Below are 17,503 nucleotides of genomic sequence, written 5' to 3' on the forward strand. Positions count from 1 at the left end.
GGCGGTTTAACGCGAAATTGGAGACTTAAACGCGCGACTACAGCTAGTATACTGATCCCATCGCAATGGGATTCTCATCATGCGCCGCTACAATACGCCGGATGTCCTGCTCTGCCGAAGCAGGCGCAATCACGACCAATCCGATCCCCAGGTTAAACGTATCTCGCATGTCGTCTTCCGGCACAGCGCCGCGCTTCTGGATGAGATCAAAAACAGGCGGGCGCTCCCAGCTTTCGTAGTCCACCTGTATATGAAGCCCGTCAGGGAGTACGCGATGGGTGTTTCCTTCGATCCCACCTCCGGTCACATGAACAAAAGCATGTGCATGCTCTTTGAGCTCGCGGATTAAGGATAGATAACACTTGTGTATGCTTAATAATTCTTCTTCAATGCTTGTCCCTTTCAGTTGTGCAGGCCTTTCGTTCAGATGAAATCCCGAAAGGGTTCCTAGGAGAACTTTGCGTGCAAGGGAGTAGCCATTTGTATGAAGTCCAGACGAAGGGATTCCCCAAAGCGTGTCTCCCTTCTGGATCTTGCTACCATCGATAATATGGTCCTTGTCCACTAGGCCCACGATTACGCCCGCTAAATCGTAATCCGTAAGTGAGTACAGGTCGGGCATCTCGGCGGTTTCTCCTCCAATCAGAGCAATCCCGGCATTTTTGCATGCGCGAACCATCCCTTTTACCACTGCTTCCAGAACTACGGGGGATAGTTCTCCGGCCGCGAAATAATCAAGAAAATACAAGGGTTCAGCCCCACACACGGCAATATCATTTATGCAGTGATTGACCAGATCTTCCCCAACCGTATCGTGAACCCCCGCTTTTACGGCGACCTTCACCTTCGTCCCTACACCATCGATTGAGGATACCAATATGGGCTTCTTGTACCCAGAAAGGTCAAGTTGGAAGAAGCCTCCGAATGCCCCGACATCTCGAATCACTCCTGGGGTATGCGTTGACCTGATTAAAGGCTTCAGGCGTTTTAGCGCCTCGTTGGCCGCTTGGATATCTACACCTGCATCCTTATAGTCTGTCATCGAATCGTTTTGCCTGTATAGACCTGCAAATATACGCGTGTTTTGTCTAGTAACGTAAGTTCGACCGGCTTTGACCAAACATCAAACTTCCGCGACTCTATCCGAGCCAAGGTATGTAGTCCACCGGTCCAGTAGATACGAAATCGCCGTCGACACCAGCCGCTGAGGTCACTGTTCAAGGTTCTGCATGAGGCGTATGCATCTCGTGCATAAACGACCTGTTTCCAGAGTACTGAGCGAAGTCCGGAAGAAAGCCTGCCCTCCATCAGGTCTGTACTGTCCACATTATTTTTCTGCAGTAGATCAAGCGGAATAAACTGTCGCCCTGCCTGTAGATCTTCTTTGAGGAACATGAGGGATCGCGTTAGAAACACAGCTCGCCCAAATTTTCTGACTGGATCCTCGACCCAGTTTGCGGTATATCCTGCCAGCTTTGCCAACAGAAGTGCATGTGAGCCCGTAGAGCGGTCCATGTAGTCAAAGAGGTCCGTAATCGTATGGATCGTCGGAACTCCTTCTTCAATGAACTGAGCATCAACTAGGTGAGCCGGTAAACCAAACTCCTCGCATATTGCGTGCGCTTTGCTACGATGGACAGGTGAGTCCTCACCGGCCCGTGCCGCATAGTGCCATTGCCAAAGAACTTCCGCTGCCGCTCGGAATTCATTTTGCGGCCAGTCCGATGGAGCGAAGGGGGGCATCAATCAATTCCAAGATTCGAGTTTCAAACGGAGTGCGTCTGATGTTGGTTCAAGTGATTGAACACGAGTAGGCATTGATTCCAGTTTCGTCAATGCACGGACGGAAGCAGGAGCATGCCCCAGTGCCCGTTCCACTGTATCAGGAAATTTGGCAGGATGGGCAGTTGACAATACGACCACCGGTGCGGGTCTATTACGTACAGCTGCCAGTGCGACCGCGGTATGTGGATCAGCCGTGTAGCCAGTTTCTTCGTAAACACGCCGGATGGAGGTCAGTGTGTCCTCGTCAGAGCATGAGTTGCCTTGGATCATGCGGCGCATCTGATTTTCCGGCAACAAAAATTTAAGACGCTCAAAATTACTAGGGCGACCTACGTCCATTGCATTCGACAGCGTTCGGATGGACTCTCCAAAAGCGCTTTTATTACCTGCAAGGAATTTAGGGTATCCATCGTTTGCATTATGTGCAGCAATGAAGTTGCGTACCGGAAGTCCGCAAAGCGACGACAGCACTCCCGCAGTCAGATTGCCAAGGTTACCGCAGGGAACACATACATCAGCACTGCCCCACTGCCCCTGTGCAAAAGCCCAGTAGTAATAGAGCATCTGTGGCAAAAGACGTCCCACATTGATGGAGTTCGCCGCAGATAGGCGCAGGCCTCCAGGGGAAACCAGCAGTTCTTTGACCATTGCCTGGCAATCATCAAAGGTCCCGTTGACCGCAAATGCACGCACCCCCTTCCGCTGTACAATAAGCTGCTTCTCCTGCGTGGGGCTGACTTGGCCTTTTGGGTACAGCACGGCAACCCGCAAGTTCGGGAGATTACCAAAGCCATCCGCCACTGCACTTCCTGTATCTCCCGAGGTGGCGACCAAGATCGTCAGCGGCTCATCTTTGACCAAATGGTTCATGAGCCGGGACATCGTACGTGCACCAAAATCCTTGAATGACAAGGTCGGGCCATGAAAGAGCTCCAGGACCCATACATTCCCCACCTTTACCAAGGGGACCGGGAAATTAAGTGCTTGCCTGAGTATGGATGCCAGGACCGTTTCGGGGATTTCACTACCCAGCCATGGCGTGAGGATCCGCATAGACATTGCGGAGAAATCCGTAGCTGCCTTCCAGGCTTGCGTGTCTATCTCTGGAAGTTTTTCTGGGACAAAGAGCCCGCCACCCGGCGCCAAGCCTTGTAATAATGCCGTCGGAAAATCAACGGGCTGCACATTCCCACGCGTACTCACATACCACATGAGCTATGTACATTCTCGAACGCCATGCATATCTGCCTGCGTGACGATCCCATTCGCTTCCTCTCCAGCCGCCTCAACCATTGCACTGCATATCTCTGATGCCGACTTCGCATCATTTACAATCGCAAACATCGCCGGTCCTGATCCAGTTAATGCCACTGCACATGCACCGGCATCCATTGCTGCTTCACGTACGGCAGCATAGCAGGGTAAAAGGCTTGCCCGTGCGGGCTCTACAATGCGATCTCGCATCATGTAAGGAGCAAGTGTATCCCAATCTCCCGCCATTAATGAATGCAGTACAAACGCCAAATCACTGGCATTATGTACGGCTTCAAGTCTCGGGACAACACTAGGCAGAATCGTTCTTGCATCGGTGGTGAGAATCGTCCTTTTGGGTAATACAACCACCAGGTGCATCGGTCTTGTCAATTCAATTCGACGATAATCAAGGGGGCTGACAGGAGAGGTAAGGATGAGGCCTCCCAAAAGAGACGGTAATGCATTATCACCATGAAGTGCGCCTCCACTGGCCAATCGCTCGGCTTCTAAAACTTCGAAAGCCAGTTCTTCCTTGGTGAATGGCTTGCCTAGAAGGAGATTCGCGGCCCATGCACCAGCTGAAGCACTGGCAGCAGAGCCACCAATCCCCGAGCCAATGGGAATGCCCTTCTTTATGTGTAAATGAAGCCCCCTCTTATCCCCGGCCTTCGTCATAACCAGATGGGCTGCACGTCCTGCCGTATTATTTCTGGCTTCCAGCGGAATAGGGGCCGAAGAGGTGATGGTGATTCCCGGCTTCGAGGAAAACTGGGCTTCGATAACGTCTCCCATTCCCTTGAGGCACAATCCCAATGTATCGAAACCCGGCCCCAGATTGGATAACGAAGCGGAACCAAAAACGCGAACGGTATGATTGTCTGAGTTACTCAAGTGTCAAGTATAGTATTGGTTTTATACGGATCAAAAGCAATGCCCTGTGATCAATTTACAGGTGATCTATCACGATTTAGAGAGCGTATTTTGCTTTCAGCTGCTTTACAATTTTCAATGTGTTTATGGGCACTGCTTCCTCTTCTGAGGCCAACCGGCGCAGGTCGTCCGGGGTATCTACATCGTACCACTTTGGCAGTTGAACGACGTTCGCCCCCGATTGATACGCTCGGGTTAAGGTTAACTCAAAAACATCTGGTCGGCTGTAAATCATATCGTCAAACAGGCCGTCAATAAATGGATTCATTCCCAAAAGATAATATCCTCCGTCTTCTGTGGGCCCGATACATATACTTGGCAAATCCGATAATGCATGAAATGCATCTTGGATGAAAGCGTCCGGCAACGTAGGATGGTCGGTCCCGATAATGACCATCTGCCGATATCCTGCTGCAGCTGTTTCCTGAAAAGCATGGCGCATACGTTCGCCCAGCTCCTTCCCGCATTGTTGTTTGATCACTGCCCCGTAAACGGGAATATCGGGAGGGATGCCATCTGACATGTACAGACGCACCGCCACATTGAGTGATGCGTACTGCTTCAGGCTGTCCACCAGAAACATCCGATATAAATCTGTTGCCTCCTGTGCAGAGATGAGTTTTGTCAGCCTGGACTTCACTTGGCCGGACTTGAGAGAACGGGCAAAGACAATCAGCGCCCTACCCTTCATGTTGCCTCTGCGCTTGCATTCTTTTGACAACCTTATGGATGCAGGCTACCGTCCTCTTGATATCCTCTTCTCCCGTCAAACGACCAAGTGAAAGCCGTAGTGATGCACGGGCGGTGGACGCGGGGATTCCCAATCCCAGTAGAACGTGACTCGGGGTGATCGCCCCACTGGTGCACGCGGAGCCGGCAGAAGCATACACGCCTTCCAGATCCATATTCAGAAGCAGCATTTCCCCATCCAAGGGTTTGCCATCTATCGGCTTAAATGCAACATTAAGGATGTGCGGGGCTGCATTCGCCGGTGTGTTCACGACCAATTGATCTCCGACCGCCGCCGCTAGCTGTGTCTGCAACTCCTGACGGAGTTTCGTGACGCGGGACGCATGTGCATCCCGATCATTTGCAATCAAATCCATTGCTGCTGTCATTCCAATCACTGCGGCTACATTTTCTGTGCCTCCTCGGCGCCCTCTTTCCTGTGAACCGCCAAAAATTTGTGGCATGAGTTGCACACGATCCCGAACATAAAGGATACCAATCCCTTTTGGGCCATACATTTTGTGGGCCGAAAGCGACATCATATCCACACCGAGTCGATTCACGTCGATGGGGAACCATGCAGCCGCCTGCGCCGCATCTGTGTGTAGAAAGAAATCATGCTCATCACGGAGGGCGGAGATTTCCTTTAGTGGAGTCACTGCACCGGTTTCGTTATTGACATACATCACAGAGACTAGGCGCGTGCTCGAGCCTAAAGATTTTGCAATGTCATCCGTGCTCAGGACACCGGTTTCTGGATTGGGTGCAAGGCGAGTAACCTGTACACCCGAGGATTCCAGTGTTTTGACCGGTTCCAGTACAGCTTTGTGCTCAATGCTTGATGTGATTAAATGCTCTCCCGCGCTCAGGAAATTGAATGCAAGGTTATTCGCCTCTGTGGCTCCACTAGTAAAAATGATTTCCTCCGGTTTTGCATGAAGATGTTCTGCGATTTTCTCCCGACTATTTTCGATGGCCCCTCGCGCAACTCTTCCCAGATGATGAACCGAGGATGCGTTGCCAAAGTTGGCCCCGAAATACGGTAGCATTGCTTCCAGGACAGCGGGATCCAGTGGAGTGGTCGCCGCATGATCCATATAGACTGGTGCAGGATTTTGGCCGTTCCCTTTCATACTTCGATCAGTCTGCAGATAAACCTGATATGCAACTCAATGAGCGACTATTTTCCCAAGAAGGACATCCGCCGGGTAAAAATTTTTGCAGTCAGGGTCAGTCGAATTGAAGAATTTATGTTAGTACAGCGAAATTCTTCAACCCTGCCGAGACTGCATCCATGTTCCTTGTACTACGAATTGGAAATTCGATTCATATGCAAGAAACTCATTCTTTAGGAGTATGGATTTCATGTGCACTCATTGGATTCTTTTATCGTTGAACAAAGTATAAGGGTGCCAACGCCCTGTCCTATAGAGTGAGCATTGAATGTAATGGATGCACTCTGAGATCTATCTCAGGAATCAACCTCCTAGATTGGGGAAATCAATGGACGCTCTGACCGTGCAATTCCGTTCAAGAAGGCGTAGACCTTTCTATGATCTCGCCGATCGATAAACTGACTGATTATGGATAAACTTGTCATTCAAGGAGGTCAGCCGCTTGGTGGCACACTCGCAATCAGTGCGTCCAAGAATACAGCATTGCCGCTGATGGCCGCTGCAATTCTGCCTCACGGAGTGACCCAATTGGACCGAATTCCTCATCTGCGTGACATTACTACTTTTTCTCATGTACTCCGAATTACGGGAGCTTCGGTAGAACGCAAAGGCCGTGGGCTCGAGATTGATGCAACCCGGATTGGATTCCCGGAGGCGCCATATGAATTGGTGAAGAAAATGCGAGCCTCTTTCTACATGTTGGGGGCATTGATCGGGCGCAGTCAACAGGCACGGGTTTCATTGCCTGGTGGATGTGCCTGGGGTCCCCGCCCTGTGAATCTACATCTCGAAGGCTTGAAGGCACTGGGAGCAGAGATTGACCTAGATGAGGGATATGTCGTGGCACGGGCCCCTCGCGGAGGCTTACCTGGGGGATCTTACCGGTTTGAACCGTCCAGTGTCGGCGCTACGGTCAACCTGCTTCTGGCGGCCAGCTTAGGTCGTGGTGGCAGTCGAATTGAAAATGCGGCGATTGAGCCAGATGTAGTCGTGTTCTGTGAAATGCTTCAGGCCATGGGAGCGAAACTGGAAGGGATTGGAACACGGACGATCGAAATTGAAGGAGTCCCGGAATTACAAGCCGTCAATTATAGTAATTGCCCTGACCGCATTGAGTTAGGTACCTTTATGATTGCTGCGGCAATCGCTGGCACGCCCGGTGAATCCATACGCCTGACCCATACCCGTCCAGATCATCTGGGAGAACAATTTCTGGATGCATTTCGAAGTACTGGAGCCGCCTACACCATTGAAGATGATTCGGTCATTGTAACACCACCCGAAAGCGTAAAACCTGTTTCCATTACAACTGCCATTTATCCTGGATTCCCGACGGATTTACAGGCCCAGTGGACAGTGCTTCTAGCCTGTGCAAATGGAACTGCAACGGTTACCGATCAAGTCTATGGTGATCGTTTCAATCATATTCCAGAATTGGCTCGTATGGGCCTTGAAGCCTTCGTCCATGGAAACCAAGTCACCGTTCACGGTGGAAGGAAATTAACCGGTGCACGTGTTATGAGTACCGATCTGCGTGCAAGTGTATCGCTCGTACTTGCAGGATTGGTTGCCAAGGGAACTACGCATGTGGGCCGAATTTACCACTTGGATCGAGGTTACGAAGAGCTGGAATCGAAACTCAGCCAGTGCGGAATTGATATTCGGCGGGAGCAGTACGACGAATTTGCCGCGCCGAATCAGGGCTGACGCTGTACAGGGTACAAGCTATGCTGATGGATGGGCTGTGCCTCAAGATTATCGGATGGATGGCGCTGCTTGTAGGGGCCAGTGACGGCAAGGGCCGTCTCGTCGTCTTTGTGGAACTCGTATAGTCTCTGTGCTTCCTGGAGCTCCTCGGTCCGGTCCAGCGCACCGAGCGTGAGCATCCTGTTGTATAAGCCTCCCAGATCCTCAGGATCGATTGTAAGCACGCGATCAATCCATTGCAGAGCCATATCGTAGCGTTCCATCAGATAATGCATCCGTGCGATTGCGAGCAAAAGCACGCGATCATTCGGGTAGACCTCGTATACTTTCAACCATTCTGTAATCGCATCATCGTACAACCCATAACCCCTCAGCACTTCAGCACGGAAGTACGCAGTTTTGAGATATCCTGGTGATCTTTCTTCTGCTTCTTCAAGCTGCGTTTCCGCTGCTTCCAGACTGCCTTCAGCAAGATGCACCCGGGCCAAGTTGATGGGCCCTTCCGGGCTTTGCGGAGCAACTATCGAAACCTGATTGAATGCCTCCAGTGCCCCACGCGTATCTCCCTCGAGAAAAAGTCCAATTCCGTAGTCATTCCAACGCTGCCATAACGCATACGTCGTATCTGGTTGACCTCCTTCCAACCGTCTGGCGGAGGCCATCAAAGTGATCGGAATCTCGGGAGCTTCGCCCGGTCCCAATTCCCATTTCCGTAGATCAACCTCTTTACGTGCCAGGGAATCCGGCTGACCTGGAGCCACACGGCCGCGAAATGTCCAGTTGTGAAAGTACCACTTGAACTTGCGGTGATACAAACGGGCAGACAAAGTGTGGATGTCTGTGTTCGATGGCACCCGAAAACCATAATGCACCGTATGCGCTGTGCCTGGTCCTATCATATGGGCGTAGACGGTAGCGATCCAGTCCTGGGCATTACGCCGACTAATCAAATAGCTAGCGCGATCCACCTGTACTGCACCCCAAAAATGTGCCGTTGAGTCTACTCGACCCTCTGCATCTAAATCACCGGAGATCAATATCTCTGTCCCCATTGAATCCTGGGCAGAAAATTCAAGCCACATTTCATTGGAGTCGTTCGTTCCTCCGGGAAGTAGATGCCCTACGCGCCGGTTCCGAACGACTACAGTGACCTCCACTTCCGCCCCTGGTCTCAGAGGAGGCATGATATCATTGGGGCCATAAATCCGGCCATCGACGGTAACCGAAAAAACATCAACCGATGCAGAAGATCGTAACATCTCCTGGGCATCTTCTACCTGCTTGGGGTATCCTTCAAGTGTAGGGATTGCAGTATTCGCTGTCGCAAACGTGTGACTGCGGATAAACCCATCTATCCCCCCCTGATCCTCGGACGCTACCCGTGGCATATGACAATCAATGCAAGAGAGGGGCTCCTCGGGCAAATAGAATGACCGGACGGTATTCCCACTCGTGCCACTGCTTTGCCAGGCATCGTATTCATTTTGCCCGCGCTTCCAGCGATAGTTATTCACCTCAGGAGGCAAGCCTACTTTATGGCAGGTACCACAAAACTCCATGGTCTGATGGACAGGTTTCAGCATAGCTTCTCTATGTGGACCGGGATTGGCACGCAAAAGCGTATTGTGAATCCATTTACGGGTATCATCATTGGCCCGGGCAAATGGATACTCATCTGGCGAAGAGATCACATATCTGCCGTTTCCTTTGACATCTCTCAGGGCCTCAATTGCATGACAGGAAAAACATGTAATTCCTGCCTGAGAGGTCGGATGCTCAAAGTCCAAAATCTGCTCGTCAGTTAACCGCCCTGTAAAGAGGACCAGCGGATCGTGGCAGGATGCACACCATCGGGCAGGATCATTACCGCCCCGCTCAATCAATGCTTCGATACTCTTCAGGTAATAGGGGTTATTGAATGACGAGAAACGATGAACGGATGCCTCCCACTGCGCCAGAACATCTGGATGGCATCCCTGCTGACCACAGGACTCAGAATTACCCAAATCCTCATCGCTAAGATATCCTTCATGGGCTAGGATTGCCTGAGACGCGGCCAAAGGGTTCTCCTCCATCTCTTCCACATAAATTGAGCCACCGCCCTGCAACCATGGCACAAGCCCAACCAGAAACGTCACGGCAAGCCCGCTAATCAATGTCAGCGACAGCGGATGACGCCATGCATGGGCCCCACCCGAACGAAACGCCTGTCCCCATTCCAGAAATCTGTACCGTATGCCCTCTTTCAGGGAAACGTGGACCACAAATCCGATGACCGATGTAGCGACGCAAATCACATGTAAAATGAGTAATGCCCCTGCCCCCCATGTCGAACCCAGAAATACCAGCCCAAACCCTGTGGAAAGCAATGTGATGAGTGACGCTCCCGTAAAAGTTCCGGCGAAGGTTGCTTTCCAGTTGCTGCGCAGTGGCATCTTTGACAGATGCAGTGTCAGGAAGATTACTGCGGGAAGGACAAACAATGTCCCGAGACCAATATGCAGGAGCACATTGCTCATATAGAGTAGCGCCGTCGATCCCTCAACCAGGTACAGGAACAGACTGTTGACTAGCAGTACAGCAAAACCGCCCAACAGCACAGCAACCAATCGTCGCTGACGCTTAGGTAATCGTATGTAGCGAGTACGCGGGCGTCTCATTCACTAGTTAGTAGATTGATTCGGGCCATCGCAACTGCACTCCCTGCTCCGTTAATAAACTCTGGAACTCATTCAAATGATTTGCGCGCACTCCTCTTGGTGTTGTTGATTTAGCAATACACCAGGCAGCAAGCGCGCCGACCGATTCACCGATATTCCATTCGACCGGGTGTAACCGATAGCATCCACCGGTTATATGCGTAACTCCAATATTTTTTGCCGCGGGCAACAAGTTCTCCATCCGGACCGGAATCAATGCACCCATCGGAATTTCGAAAGGCAGCGAGGCCACATCAATGTAGTTGTCCCCTCCGGTAGATGGATGTAAATCGATGCGATAGCTTCCCACTCCGATTGAGTCATCAAAATGTTCAGCCCGATTCGTGCCTTCCCGAGCTTCTTTTCCCACATGATGCTCGGTGACCGTAAACTCCGACTGAATCCGCCTAGATTCCCGTAAATAGGGTGATTTTGCAAGTCCGTCCGACGTTCCCATCACATCACCACGTAATCTGAGTCCGGGCCAGCCTTGACCACCATCTTCTCGTGGAACTTCAGTTTGTAGCCAGTAGAAGAGTGACAGGCTTAGGTCGTGAGCAGCTTGTCGATGAATGCTGCTGTCGGGCGTACCAAAGAGATTACCGTTGATATAATCGTTCTGAGGCCAGTTTACCAGGGAAATTCCCCCAGAATATGTTCCTGGTGCAAATAACCCTGGATCTATGAGCCTGCGATAAATCCACAGATTAAAGTTTTCGGTGACCGCTCCGGGTCGTGGGTCAAATGATGCAGTCCTGGGCTCAAGGGTAATGGGATGGCTGTAGGTCAAGCTGAGGAGCTTTCCAGGCCATGGAGGTTCAATTGGAGGGACATAGTCCCGCCAGTATTCGTACGACTCGGGTCGCTCAATTGTATGATCCTCCCCCGGTCTATAATCCATTGCAAAGCACCATGTAGGAGCCTGCAAATTATGGGGATCGGGACGTGTGGATGCATGCAACTCACCAGTGTCCGGCTCTGCGCCCATCACATATTCTGTCTGCGAAAGATCAAGAAGCGACCCATCCTCGGTCGCATCAATAAAGTACTTTGCCCGGATTATGCCCTGCATGGGTGATACGTGAACCGCTTGGATTTTGTCACCATGGACTTCTGCAGAAGTAGGCCGGGTATTCAATAATATTTGGAGTTGTCCGCTGCTGAGGTAGGGAGCAAACCAGTCATTGAGGATTGCAAGGGCGGCCCGAGGTTCATGACAGAGTCGCGAGACTCCACAGGTGCCCGGGTTCAAAAGCTCTGTCTCAGGGCTGATGAGTGGATAAAGCCTTCGATAGTAGCTACGGATTTCATTCCGGAATGCCAGATAGCTGGCGGTTGCCCCGTGGGCTTCAATCCACTGATGTTCATCCGGCGGGACCCCTTGTTGCGTGAACTGCCCTCCAATCCAATCGGTCTCCTCGGTGAGAATAACTTTTTGATTCATTCTTAGCGCCGCCAATGCTGCGGCACATCCTCCCGTTCCCCCTCCAATGATCGCTATGTCTGCTTCCCATTCGCTATGAAATTGGGACAACGCCAGTAGGCCTCCACTGGAAAGTTGCAAGAATGATCGTCTTGAGAACATGGATCAATCTGGAATCAATATGAATTATGAGGCAGATTGGAAATTGATCCAATCTATTTATTTAACGAGCATCATCGAACGTGTGACATGATGCTCCCCGGCATGAACCACATAGCGGTAGCTTCCCGAAGCCAACCCTGTCGTCGTGATCCATACCACATGTTCGCCAGCACTCAGTGTCTCTCTTACGGATTGGGCTTTACGGCCAGTAATATCGTAGATATTGATTTCTACCAACCCGGGCTCAGTCAGTGAAATCGGGATTGCAGTTCCTGTCCGAAACGGATTTGGGAAATTCTGACCAACGGTAACCGTTTCGATTTTCTCTGGTAAGGGGCTGGTACGCGTGGGTGTGGCGTCCGTTGATTTGACCTCACTAATAAGCGTCAGGTTTGGCAGCACATCGTTCGTCACTTCGCAGTAATACTCTGCAACCGGTTCATTGGCGTTAACGCGAACGGATGCAGAATTGGCCCCATCCATAGCATTCCCGTCCCGATACCACTGATATACATTCCCGTCTGCCGAATCAGCCACGCTGAAAATGACTTCTGCATCGGTTCTCTGTACCCATGTAATCAGGGAGTCCTGTGGTGCATACGTAAATGAGTCGCGATTAATCAACCCAACATTTGATAGCAAGTCTGTAAAGTTGAGCTGATTCCCGGATACATCGACTGTATCTAGAAAAGCCCACTCGATAAGCGCACCAATCTCGTGGAGATCATTGTTGGCAAGATCCAGATATTCCAGGTAATAGATTGTCCTGCGCGGAGGTGAAAACCCACCGGTGAACTGGTTATTGCTTAATCGAATGTCAATCAGCCTCTGATGCCCGTAGATCACTTCGAGCGTCCCCGAAAAAGCATTTTCTCTAAGATCGATTTTTCGCAGTGATGTGAGTGGGCCGATGATTGAGGGAAAATCTCCGCTCAGTTGGTTCTGGCGCAAATGAAGTTCGTCTAATGTGACCGGCAGCGAATTCACCTCACCGGTAAGCTGGTTATCCGAGAGATTCAGGATTCGCATATTTGCGCTGCTTCCCAAGTCGAATGGCACGTTGCCAGTCAATTGGTTTCCCTCCAAATCCAGAGTACCGAGAGAAGCTACTCCTCCAAACCCTTCGGGGATGGGTCCACTGAGGAGATTGTGGGCCAGAAGTAATTTTGTCAGATCTCTCGCCGTTGTCAACTCAGAGGGAATTGTACCCGTATGCTGATTACCTTCCAGGGACAAATTCTGCAGCGCGGGCATCGTTGCTAGTTCCGCTGGAATCGATCCGGTTAATTCATTATAGCCGACAAAAAGCGATTCAAGGGATCGTAATTGCGCTAATTCTGGTGGGAGGGTCCCCGTCAGGCTGTTCGCATCCACAAACAATTCAATGAGTCCTTCAATATTCGCTAATTCAACGGGAATCGTGCCTTCCAACCCATTAAAGTCGAGGAATAATCGTTTTAATGTCTTGATGGATCCCAATTCTGGGGGGATCGGTCCACTTAATTGATTCAAGAAGAGGGATAGCTTTTCGAGCGCCGGCATTTGTCCTAGTTCAGGAGGAATAGGCCCGGTGAGTTGATTGCCCCAAAGAATTAATTCTCTCAGTGAACTCAAGTTGGAGAGTGAGACGGGGATTGAACTAAAGAGCCCATTTTCTGAGAGATCCAGGATTTCCAGTTTCTCCATCGTTCCGATTCCAATCGGGATGAACCCCGCCAATCCGTTACCACTGAGATCAACTGAGGTAACTCGACCATCGTCGTCCAGAGTTACGCCATACCACTCGGAAACGGGATCCTGGAGCCATCCAGAATTATCAAACCAGGACGCACCTCTAGAAAAATTGTAAAGACTTACTAGCACCAGTGAATCTGCTTCGGATGCAGTCACTTGGGCACTGATGATACCACCCCGCTTGGAATTCACTGTACGCTGCTGAATGCGCTCCGAGAGAACCCTCTGCATACGCACTTCCCGGTCTTGAGCATCAACCTGTGTAGCCATTAATAGAGTGCACAGAAGCAGACAATCAGTAAATCGTCTGATCACATTGCAGAAAGTAGCACATGCCCTACCCTCCCTCTTTCGTGGAGTCTGGAAAAGCTGATCACCACCTACCTGATGCTTCATGACACGCAAGACATAGTACGTTCGACGGTACGCCTCAAAATAATGGGAATTATACCGAAAAGTTGCAGGCTTTTCGCTTTTATGAGTGGGTAACCGTTATTGAAAGCCTTCGGGATACAGATCTAATCCTCTGAGATAGACGTAGATTGCATCGGCAAAGCGCTGTTTGTTTAGGAATTTACGGGCACGAGCTTTGACGACTTTGTGTCATGAAATTGAATTTGCCACCAGTTGACCTTCAAATTGTGAACCTGTTGGGGTCCGTCGTTCTTGGCTTTATTCATAGAATTTTCCGTGAAAACACATGTGCTAAAATTCCTAGGAATTCAGGCTAGGAATTTTTCGGGCAATCACTAGTTACGGCAGACGTACATCTATTCTCGCATTTGTAATGCTTGAGCCCTCTGGTACTTAAATCGGGAACACGCCCCGTCAAGGTATGTACAGCTCCAAGTCAACTATCCAGAGCCAGAGGGCCAAAAATATGGACAACAACGCGAATATCTGTAGGTGTTGTATCTGTGAATCGAGGGCGGAATTGAAGCCCGTCCCTAGGGGCAAAGATTCTCTCCATTTGTTATGTACGCAATGTGGTGAGTTTGAGATATCCGGTTCGGCCGTGGTTACTTTAAGTAAGTATACGTCTACAGAAAATGTGGTCAAATTTTCAGGATGGATTCTTCACGAAAATCGTGCGGACAAAATTCCAATACTTCACACAGACACGTTGAAGGACATCGTTAACCGTCCCATTCCCGGTCGCGAAGTGCGAATGATGAGTTTGCTGGTTGAACTGGTATGCATGCGACAAGAGGTAGGTACGATGATTAATGTTACCAAGGAGCCAAGACTGCTTGCGGCCACGTACACCTCGCAAGGGGGGCGTGAGGAAATAATGGGGTTGGCGCGAATGTTGAAAGATATAGGCTTAGTCGATGTCCCAGGGCGATCGGAAAATGGTACTGTCCGCGTGACTTCACAGGGATACAGAGCAGTGGATCGCATGAAGGAACCAGGAGCGGGAAAAGGACCGATGGGTTTTCAACTCCTGTAGAGCGCCAAGACATACCTACTGACTGCTCCGCGCGCCTTGGGGATTTCATTATTTACTAGATCGACTGTCCCAGTTCCAGCGGGTTTCCCAATTAATTGTAGTGAGATACTGTGAGATATTTCAATTATTCGCAATAGTCCCCTTCTTTATTGGTCACCTTTATTCAATTTCCTACGGTTGGATAATAAGCGCCATGTCAGTTGAGATACCCGCGCACGGTTCTGTAAGGGCCGGAGGATGAAAGCCCTTCCGACTACTTAACACTTCCAAAGTAATATCGCCCCAGTAGAGAGACTTACGTATTCTGGAGTCGAATCGCCAAGTTAGTCAACGATTTTCGATTACGCTTTAGGGAGGTTGACGGCATCTCCGTGGGCCAGGAATAAAAGGTCGGGATTTTGAATTTTGGAAGATGTTGGGCAAGAAAATGTGTTAGGTCATCAAAGTCTGAACATCCGCGAATAAAGGCTACCGGACGTTGACCAAATCTGGAATTAGGCACCGGTACTACGACAGACTCCTGGACTCCAGGGAAAGAATGCAGGACCTGTTCGATTTCTTCGGGGCTGATATTTTCGCCACCAGAAATAAACATATTGTCCTTGCGCCCCAATACATACAGCTGCCCAGTTGGGTCCAGTTTTCCCAGATCGCCGGTATGGAGCCAGCCATCATTATCCACTGCACTTTGCACGCTGCCTCCATGTAGATATCCCAAACACACCGCCGGGCTACGGACTAGGATTTCACCATCTTTGGCAATCTTTATTTCATTCCCCTGAAGTATATGCCCCGAGGAGCCATAGGGGAATTTCTTACCGCCGAGGGTTATCATTGAGCTCGTTTCGGTCATACCATATGTTGTTCGAATCGGCCAGCCCCCTCTTATTCCCCGATCCAGAACATGATGAGGTGTAGGTCCACCTCCTACAATGGCGGCACGCAGACTTGCAGGGGGCCGCTGATCTATGACCTGCATGAGCTGGGCCGCGACCATGGATACATGAGTGATCTCATGGACAGAAAGTGCTTCGACGAGCGGTGTGTCCGGGTCGGGAATTACGATTTTTGTCCCCGATATTAAGCATCGGAAGATGATGCTCATGCCAGATACATGCCACAGAGGGAGGCTGAGTAACCACCGATCACTGCTCCCCAAATTCAGCTTTGAACAGGCGCTCTTAGCACTGACAATATGATTGTCTAGGGTATGGACGACAGCTTTAGGCCCACTGGAGGTCCCCGAAGTATGCAGTATTGTGGCAATCTTGCCAGAACCTGCGCGAATCTCCGGGTAATCCACACGATTCGTGTCGTAAGAATCTGGATTGATTCGATTGGTCTTGAGATCTTTTCTTTTGGTTACGACATTTGTAATCCCCAATTGATCCAACGCCTGATCTACGGCTGCACCTGGCCACTGCGTACTCAACATGCACACAGGCACACCTTTCTGGATGTATTCCAAGATAACTCCAAGCGTTTGCCTACTGGTTTCAAGACAAATTCCTATACCATGGAAAGAGTCATCTATGAAGCGCTTAGGTGGATTATGCAACGGGCTTGATTTTGTGGTCATTATTGACTTTTGTCACTCCTGTTCTATTTCAAAACGCAGTTGATTGAATCTGTTGACAAGAAGATCAAGTCAAGGAAATATCTCCAAAGTTAAAGTGTAAAGATCACGTGGGAATACAAGTTAATGGTTTGACGGTAGGACAATCGCGAACCAAGCATGAAATACCCAACGACGCGGTTCATCACTTCACGTATTGTCTATGTATGACTCAACACTCCCCTTACGCCTTCGACCTTAGGGTGCAGTGCCTCTTCGGAGGCCCTTGCTTCTTAATGAAAGTTCATGAAAACTTTCATCTATGTAGACGGGAATCAACCTCTATTACAGACCCCTAAAGAGCACATCGTTCGTGTAGTTTGATATGTTGCTCTAATTTTGGACTATATCGCAGCCACATCAGGGGATGCCAATTATAAAGTAAGCAGAGCATGCTATTTTCCTCTGAATTTTTGGGATTGCACAGGTCATCTAATCGGTTGCTCAATTAAAAGCCACTCTTAGTGATCTCAGCATTGAAAAGGTATCCATATGCCCAACATTGAATTGTTTACAGGCATCTGGAATTTTCACGATATTCTTGGATAGCGGTGCAGACTTTTCATTTGTCACAAGGATTGCATCATGAACATGTGCGAATGCAACTAGCCACGCATCAGCAGAGCTCGCGAATATTGCTTGGGCTTGATCTGAGTAGGTTGGATGATCTTGAGCCCAATTTACAATCCTCTTGTATGCCAGAATCACTTCAGTGGAGTTTTCTTCCAGAAAGAAGCTGCACGGAAGCTCATTCTTCACCCATTGGAGTAGCTCATCTGTATCATTTCCCTGGTATAGTAGGACGGCCGTCAGATAAGGCTACGGGGCGCTATGTATTTC

The 17,503-nt window shown here is 50.0% G+C and carries 13 protein-coding genes; 2 read left to right on the top strand and 11 right to left on the bottom strand.

The annotated features are described in order from the left end of the window. Positions 1–43: 43 nt before the first annotated feature. The 6 genes from F4Y64_06670 to F4Y64_06695 all read right to left on the bottom strand — a co-directional run bounded on the left by F4Y64_06670 (position 44) and on the right by F4Y64_06695 (position 5,831). Entirely contained in the window at positions 44–1,042 is a 999-nt protein-coding gene (locus F4Y64_06670) for a phosphoribosylformylglycinamidine cyclo-ligase (protein ID MXX97281.1), read from the bottom strand. Next, complete coding sequence (locus F4Y64_06675) at positions 1,039–1,743, bottom strand: hypothetical protein (protein MXX97282.1); 705 nt, start codon at positions 1,741–1,743, stop codon at positions 1,039–1,041. Before F4Y64_06675 ends, F4Y64_06670 begins: the two co-directional genes overlap by 4 nt. Before the next feature lie 3 nt (positions 1,744–1,746). Next, positions 1,747–2,997 carry a threonine synthase gene (thrC, locus tag F4Y64_06680; GenBank protein MXX97283.1) on the bottom strand — a complete coding sequence of 417 codons (1,251 nt, stop codon included), beginning with the start codon at positions 2,995–2,997 and terminating at the stop codon, positions 1,747–1,749. Positions 2,998–3,000: 3 nt separating this feature from the next. After that, entirely contained in the window at positions 3,001–3,930 is a 930-nt protein-coding gene (locus tag F4Y64_06685; protein MXX97284.1) for a homoserine kinase, read from the bottom strand. A gap of 76 nt (positions 3,931–4,006) precedes the next feature. Next, positions 4,007–4,660 (bottom strand): glycosyltransferase, encoded by a 654-nt coding sequence (locus tag F4Y64_06690; protein ID MXX97285.1) that lies wholly within the window; start codon positions 4,658–4,660, stop codon positions 4,007–4,009. After that, on the bottom strand, positions 4,650–5,831 hold the full coding sequence (locus tag F4Y64_06695) for a cysteine desulfurase (GenBank protein ID MXX97286.1): 1,182 nt from the start codon (positions 5,829–5,831) through the stop codon (positions 4,650–4,652). The genes F4Y64_06690 and F4Y64_06695 overlap by 11 nt, the downstream gene beginning before the upstream one ends. A 450-nt stretch (positions 5,832–6,281) precedes the next feature. Here F4Y64_06695 and murA point away from each other — a divergent pair, with 450 nt between their 5' ends. Beyond that, entirely contained in the window at positions 6,282–7,580 is a 1,299-nt protein-coding gene (murA, locus tag F4Y64_06700; protein MXX97287.1) for a UDP-N-acetylglucosamine 1-carboxyvinyltransferase, read from the top strand. Here the strand turns inward: murA and F4Y64_06705 are convergent. From F4Y64_06705 to F4Y64_06715, 3 genes are read right to left on the bottom strand one after another with little or no spacing between them, the layout of a single operon-like run. Further along, positions 7,571–10,240 carry a hypothetical protein gene (locus F4Y64_06705; protein MXX97288.1) on the bottom strand — a complete coding sequence of 890 codons (2,670 nt, stop codon included), beginning with the start codon at positions 10,238–10,240 and terminating at the stop codon, positions 7,571–7,573. The genes murA and F4Y64_06705 overlap by 10 nt on opposite strands. Positions 10,241–10,247: 7 nt before the next feature. Next, positions 10,248–11,864 (bottom strand): FAD-dependent oxidoreductase, encoded by a 1,617-nt coding sequence (locus F4Y64_06710; GenBank protein MXX97289.1) that lies wholly within the window; start codon positions 11,862–11,864, stop codon positions 10,248–10,250. 57 nt (positions 11,865–11,921) lie between these two features. Then, a complete protein-coding gene (locus F4Y64_06715) occupies positions 11,922–13,994 on the bottom strand; it encodes a T9SS type A sorting domain-containing protein (protein MXX97290.1) in 2,073 nt (690 codons plus the stop codon). Between the two features lie 619 nt (positions 13,995–14,613). Here F4Y64_06715 and F4Y64_06720 point away from each other — a divergent pair. Then, on the top strand, positions 14,614–15,048 hold the full coding sequence (locus tag F4Y64_06720; protein ID MXX97291.1) for a hypothetical protein: 435 nt from the start codon (positions 14,614–14,616) through the stop codon (positions 15,046–15,048). A gap of 295 nt (positions 15,049–15,343) precedes the next feature. Here F4Y64_06720 and menE read toward each other — a convergent pair whose 3' ends face one another. Together menE and F4Y64_06730 are read right to left on the bottom strand one after the other, a co-directional pair. Next, complete coding sequence (gene menE, locus F4Y64_06725; protein ID MXX97292.1) at positions 15,344–16,627, bottom strand: o-succinylbenzoate--CoA ligase; 1,284 nt, start codon at positions 16,625–16,627, stop codon at positions 15,344–15,346. A gap of 480 nt (positions 16,628–17,107) precedes the next feature. Then, positions 17,108–17,476, bottom strand: a complete 369-nt coding sequence (locus F4Y64_06730; protein ID MXX97293.1) for a DUF4411 family protein — start codon at positions 17,474–17,476, stop codon at positions 17,108–17,110. Positions 17,477–17,503 lie beyond the last annotated feature (27 nt).

It is taken from the genome of Rhodothermaceae bacterium (genome assembly GCA_009838195.1).
Lineage (GTDB): Bacteria > Bacteroidota > Rhodothermia > Rhodothermales > Bin80 > Bin80.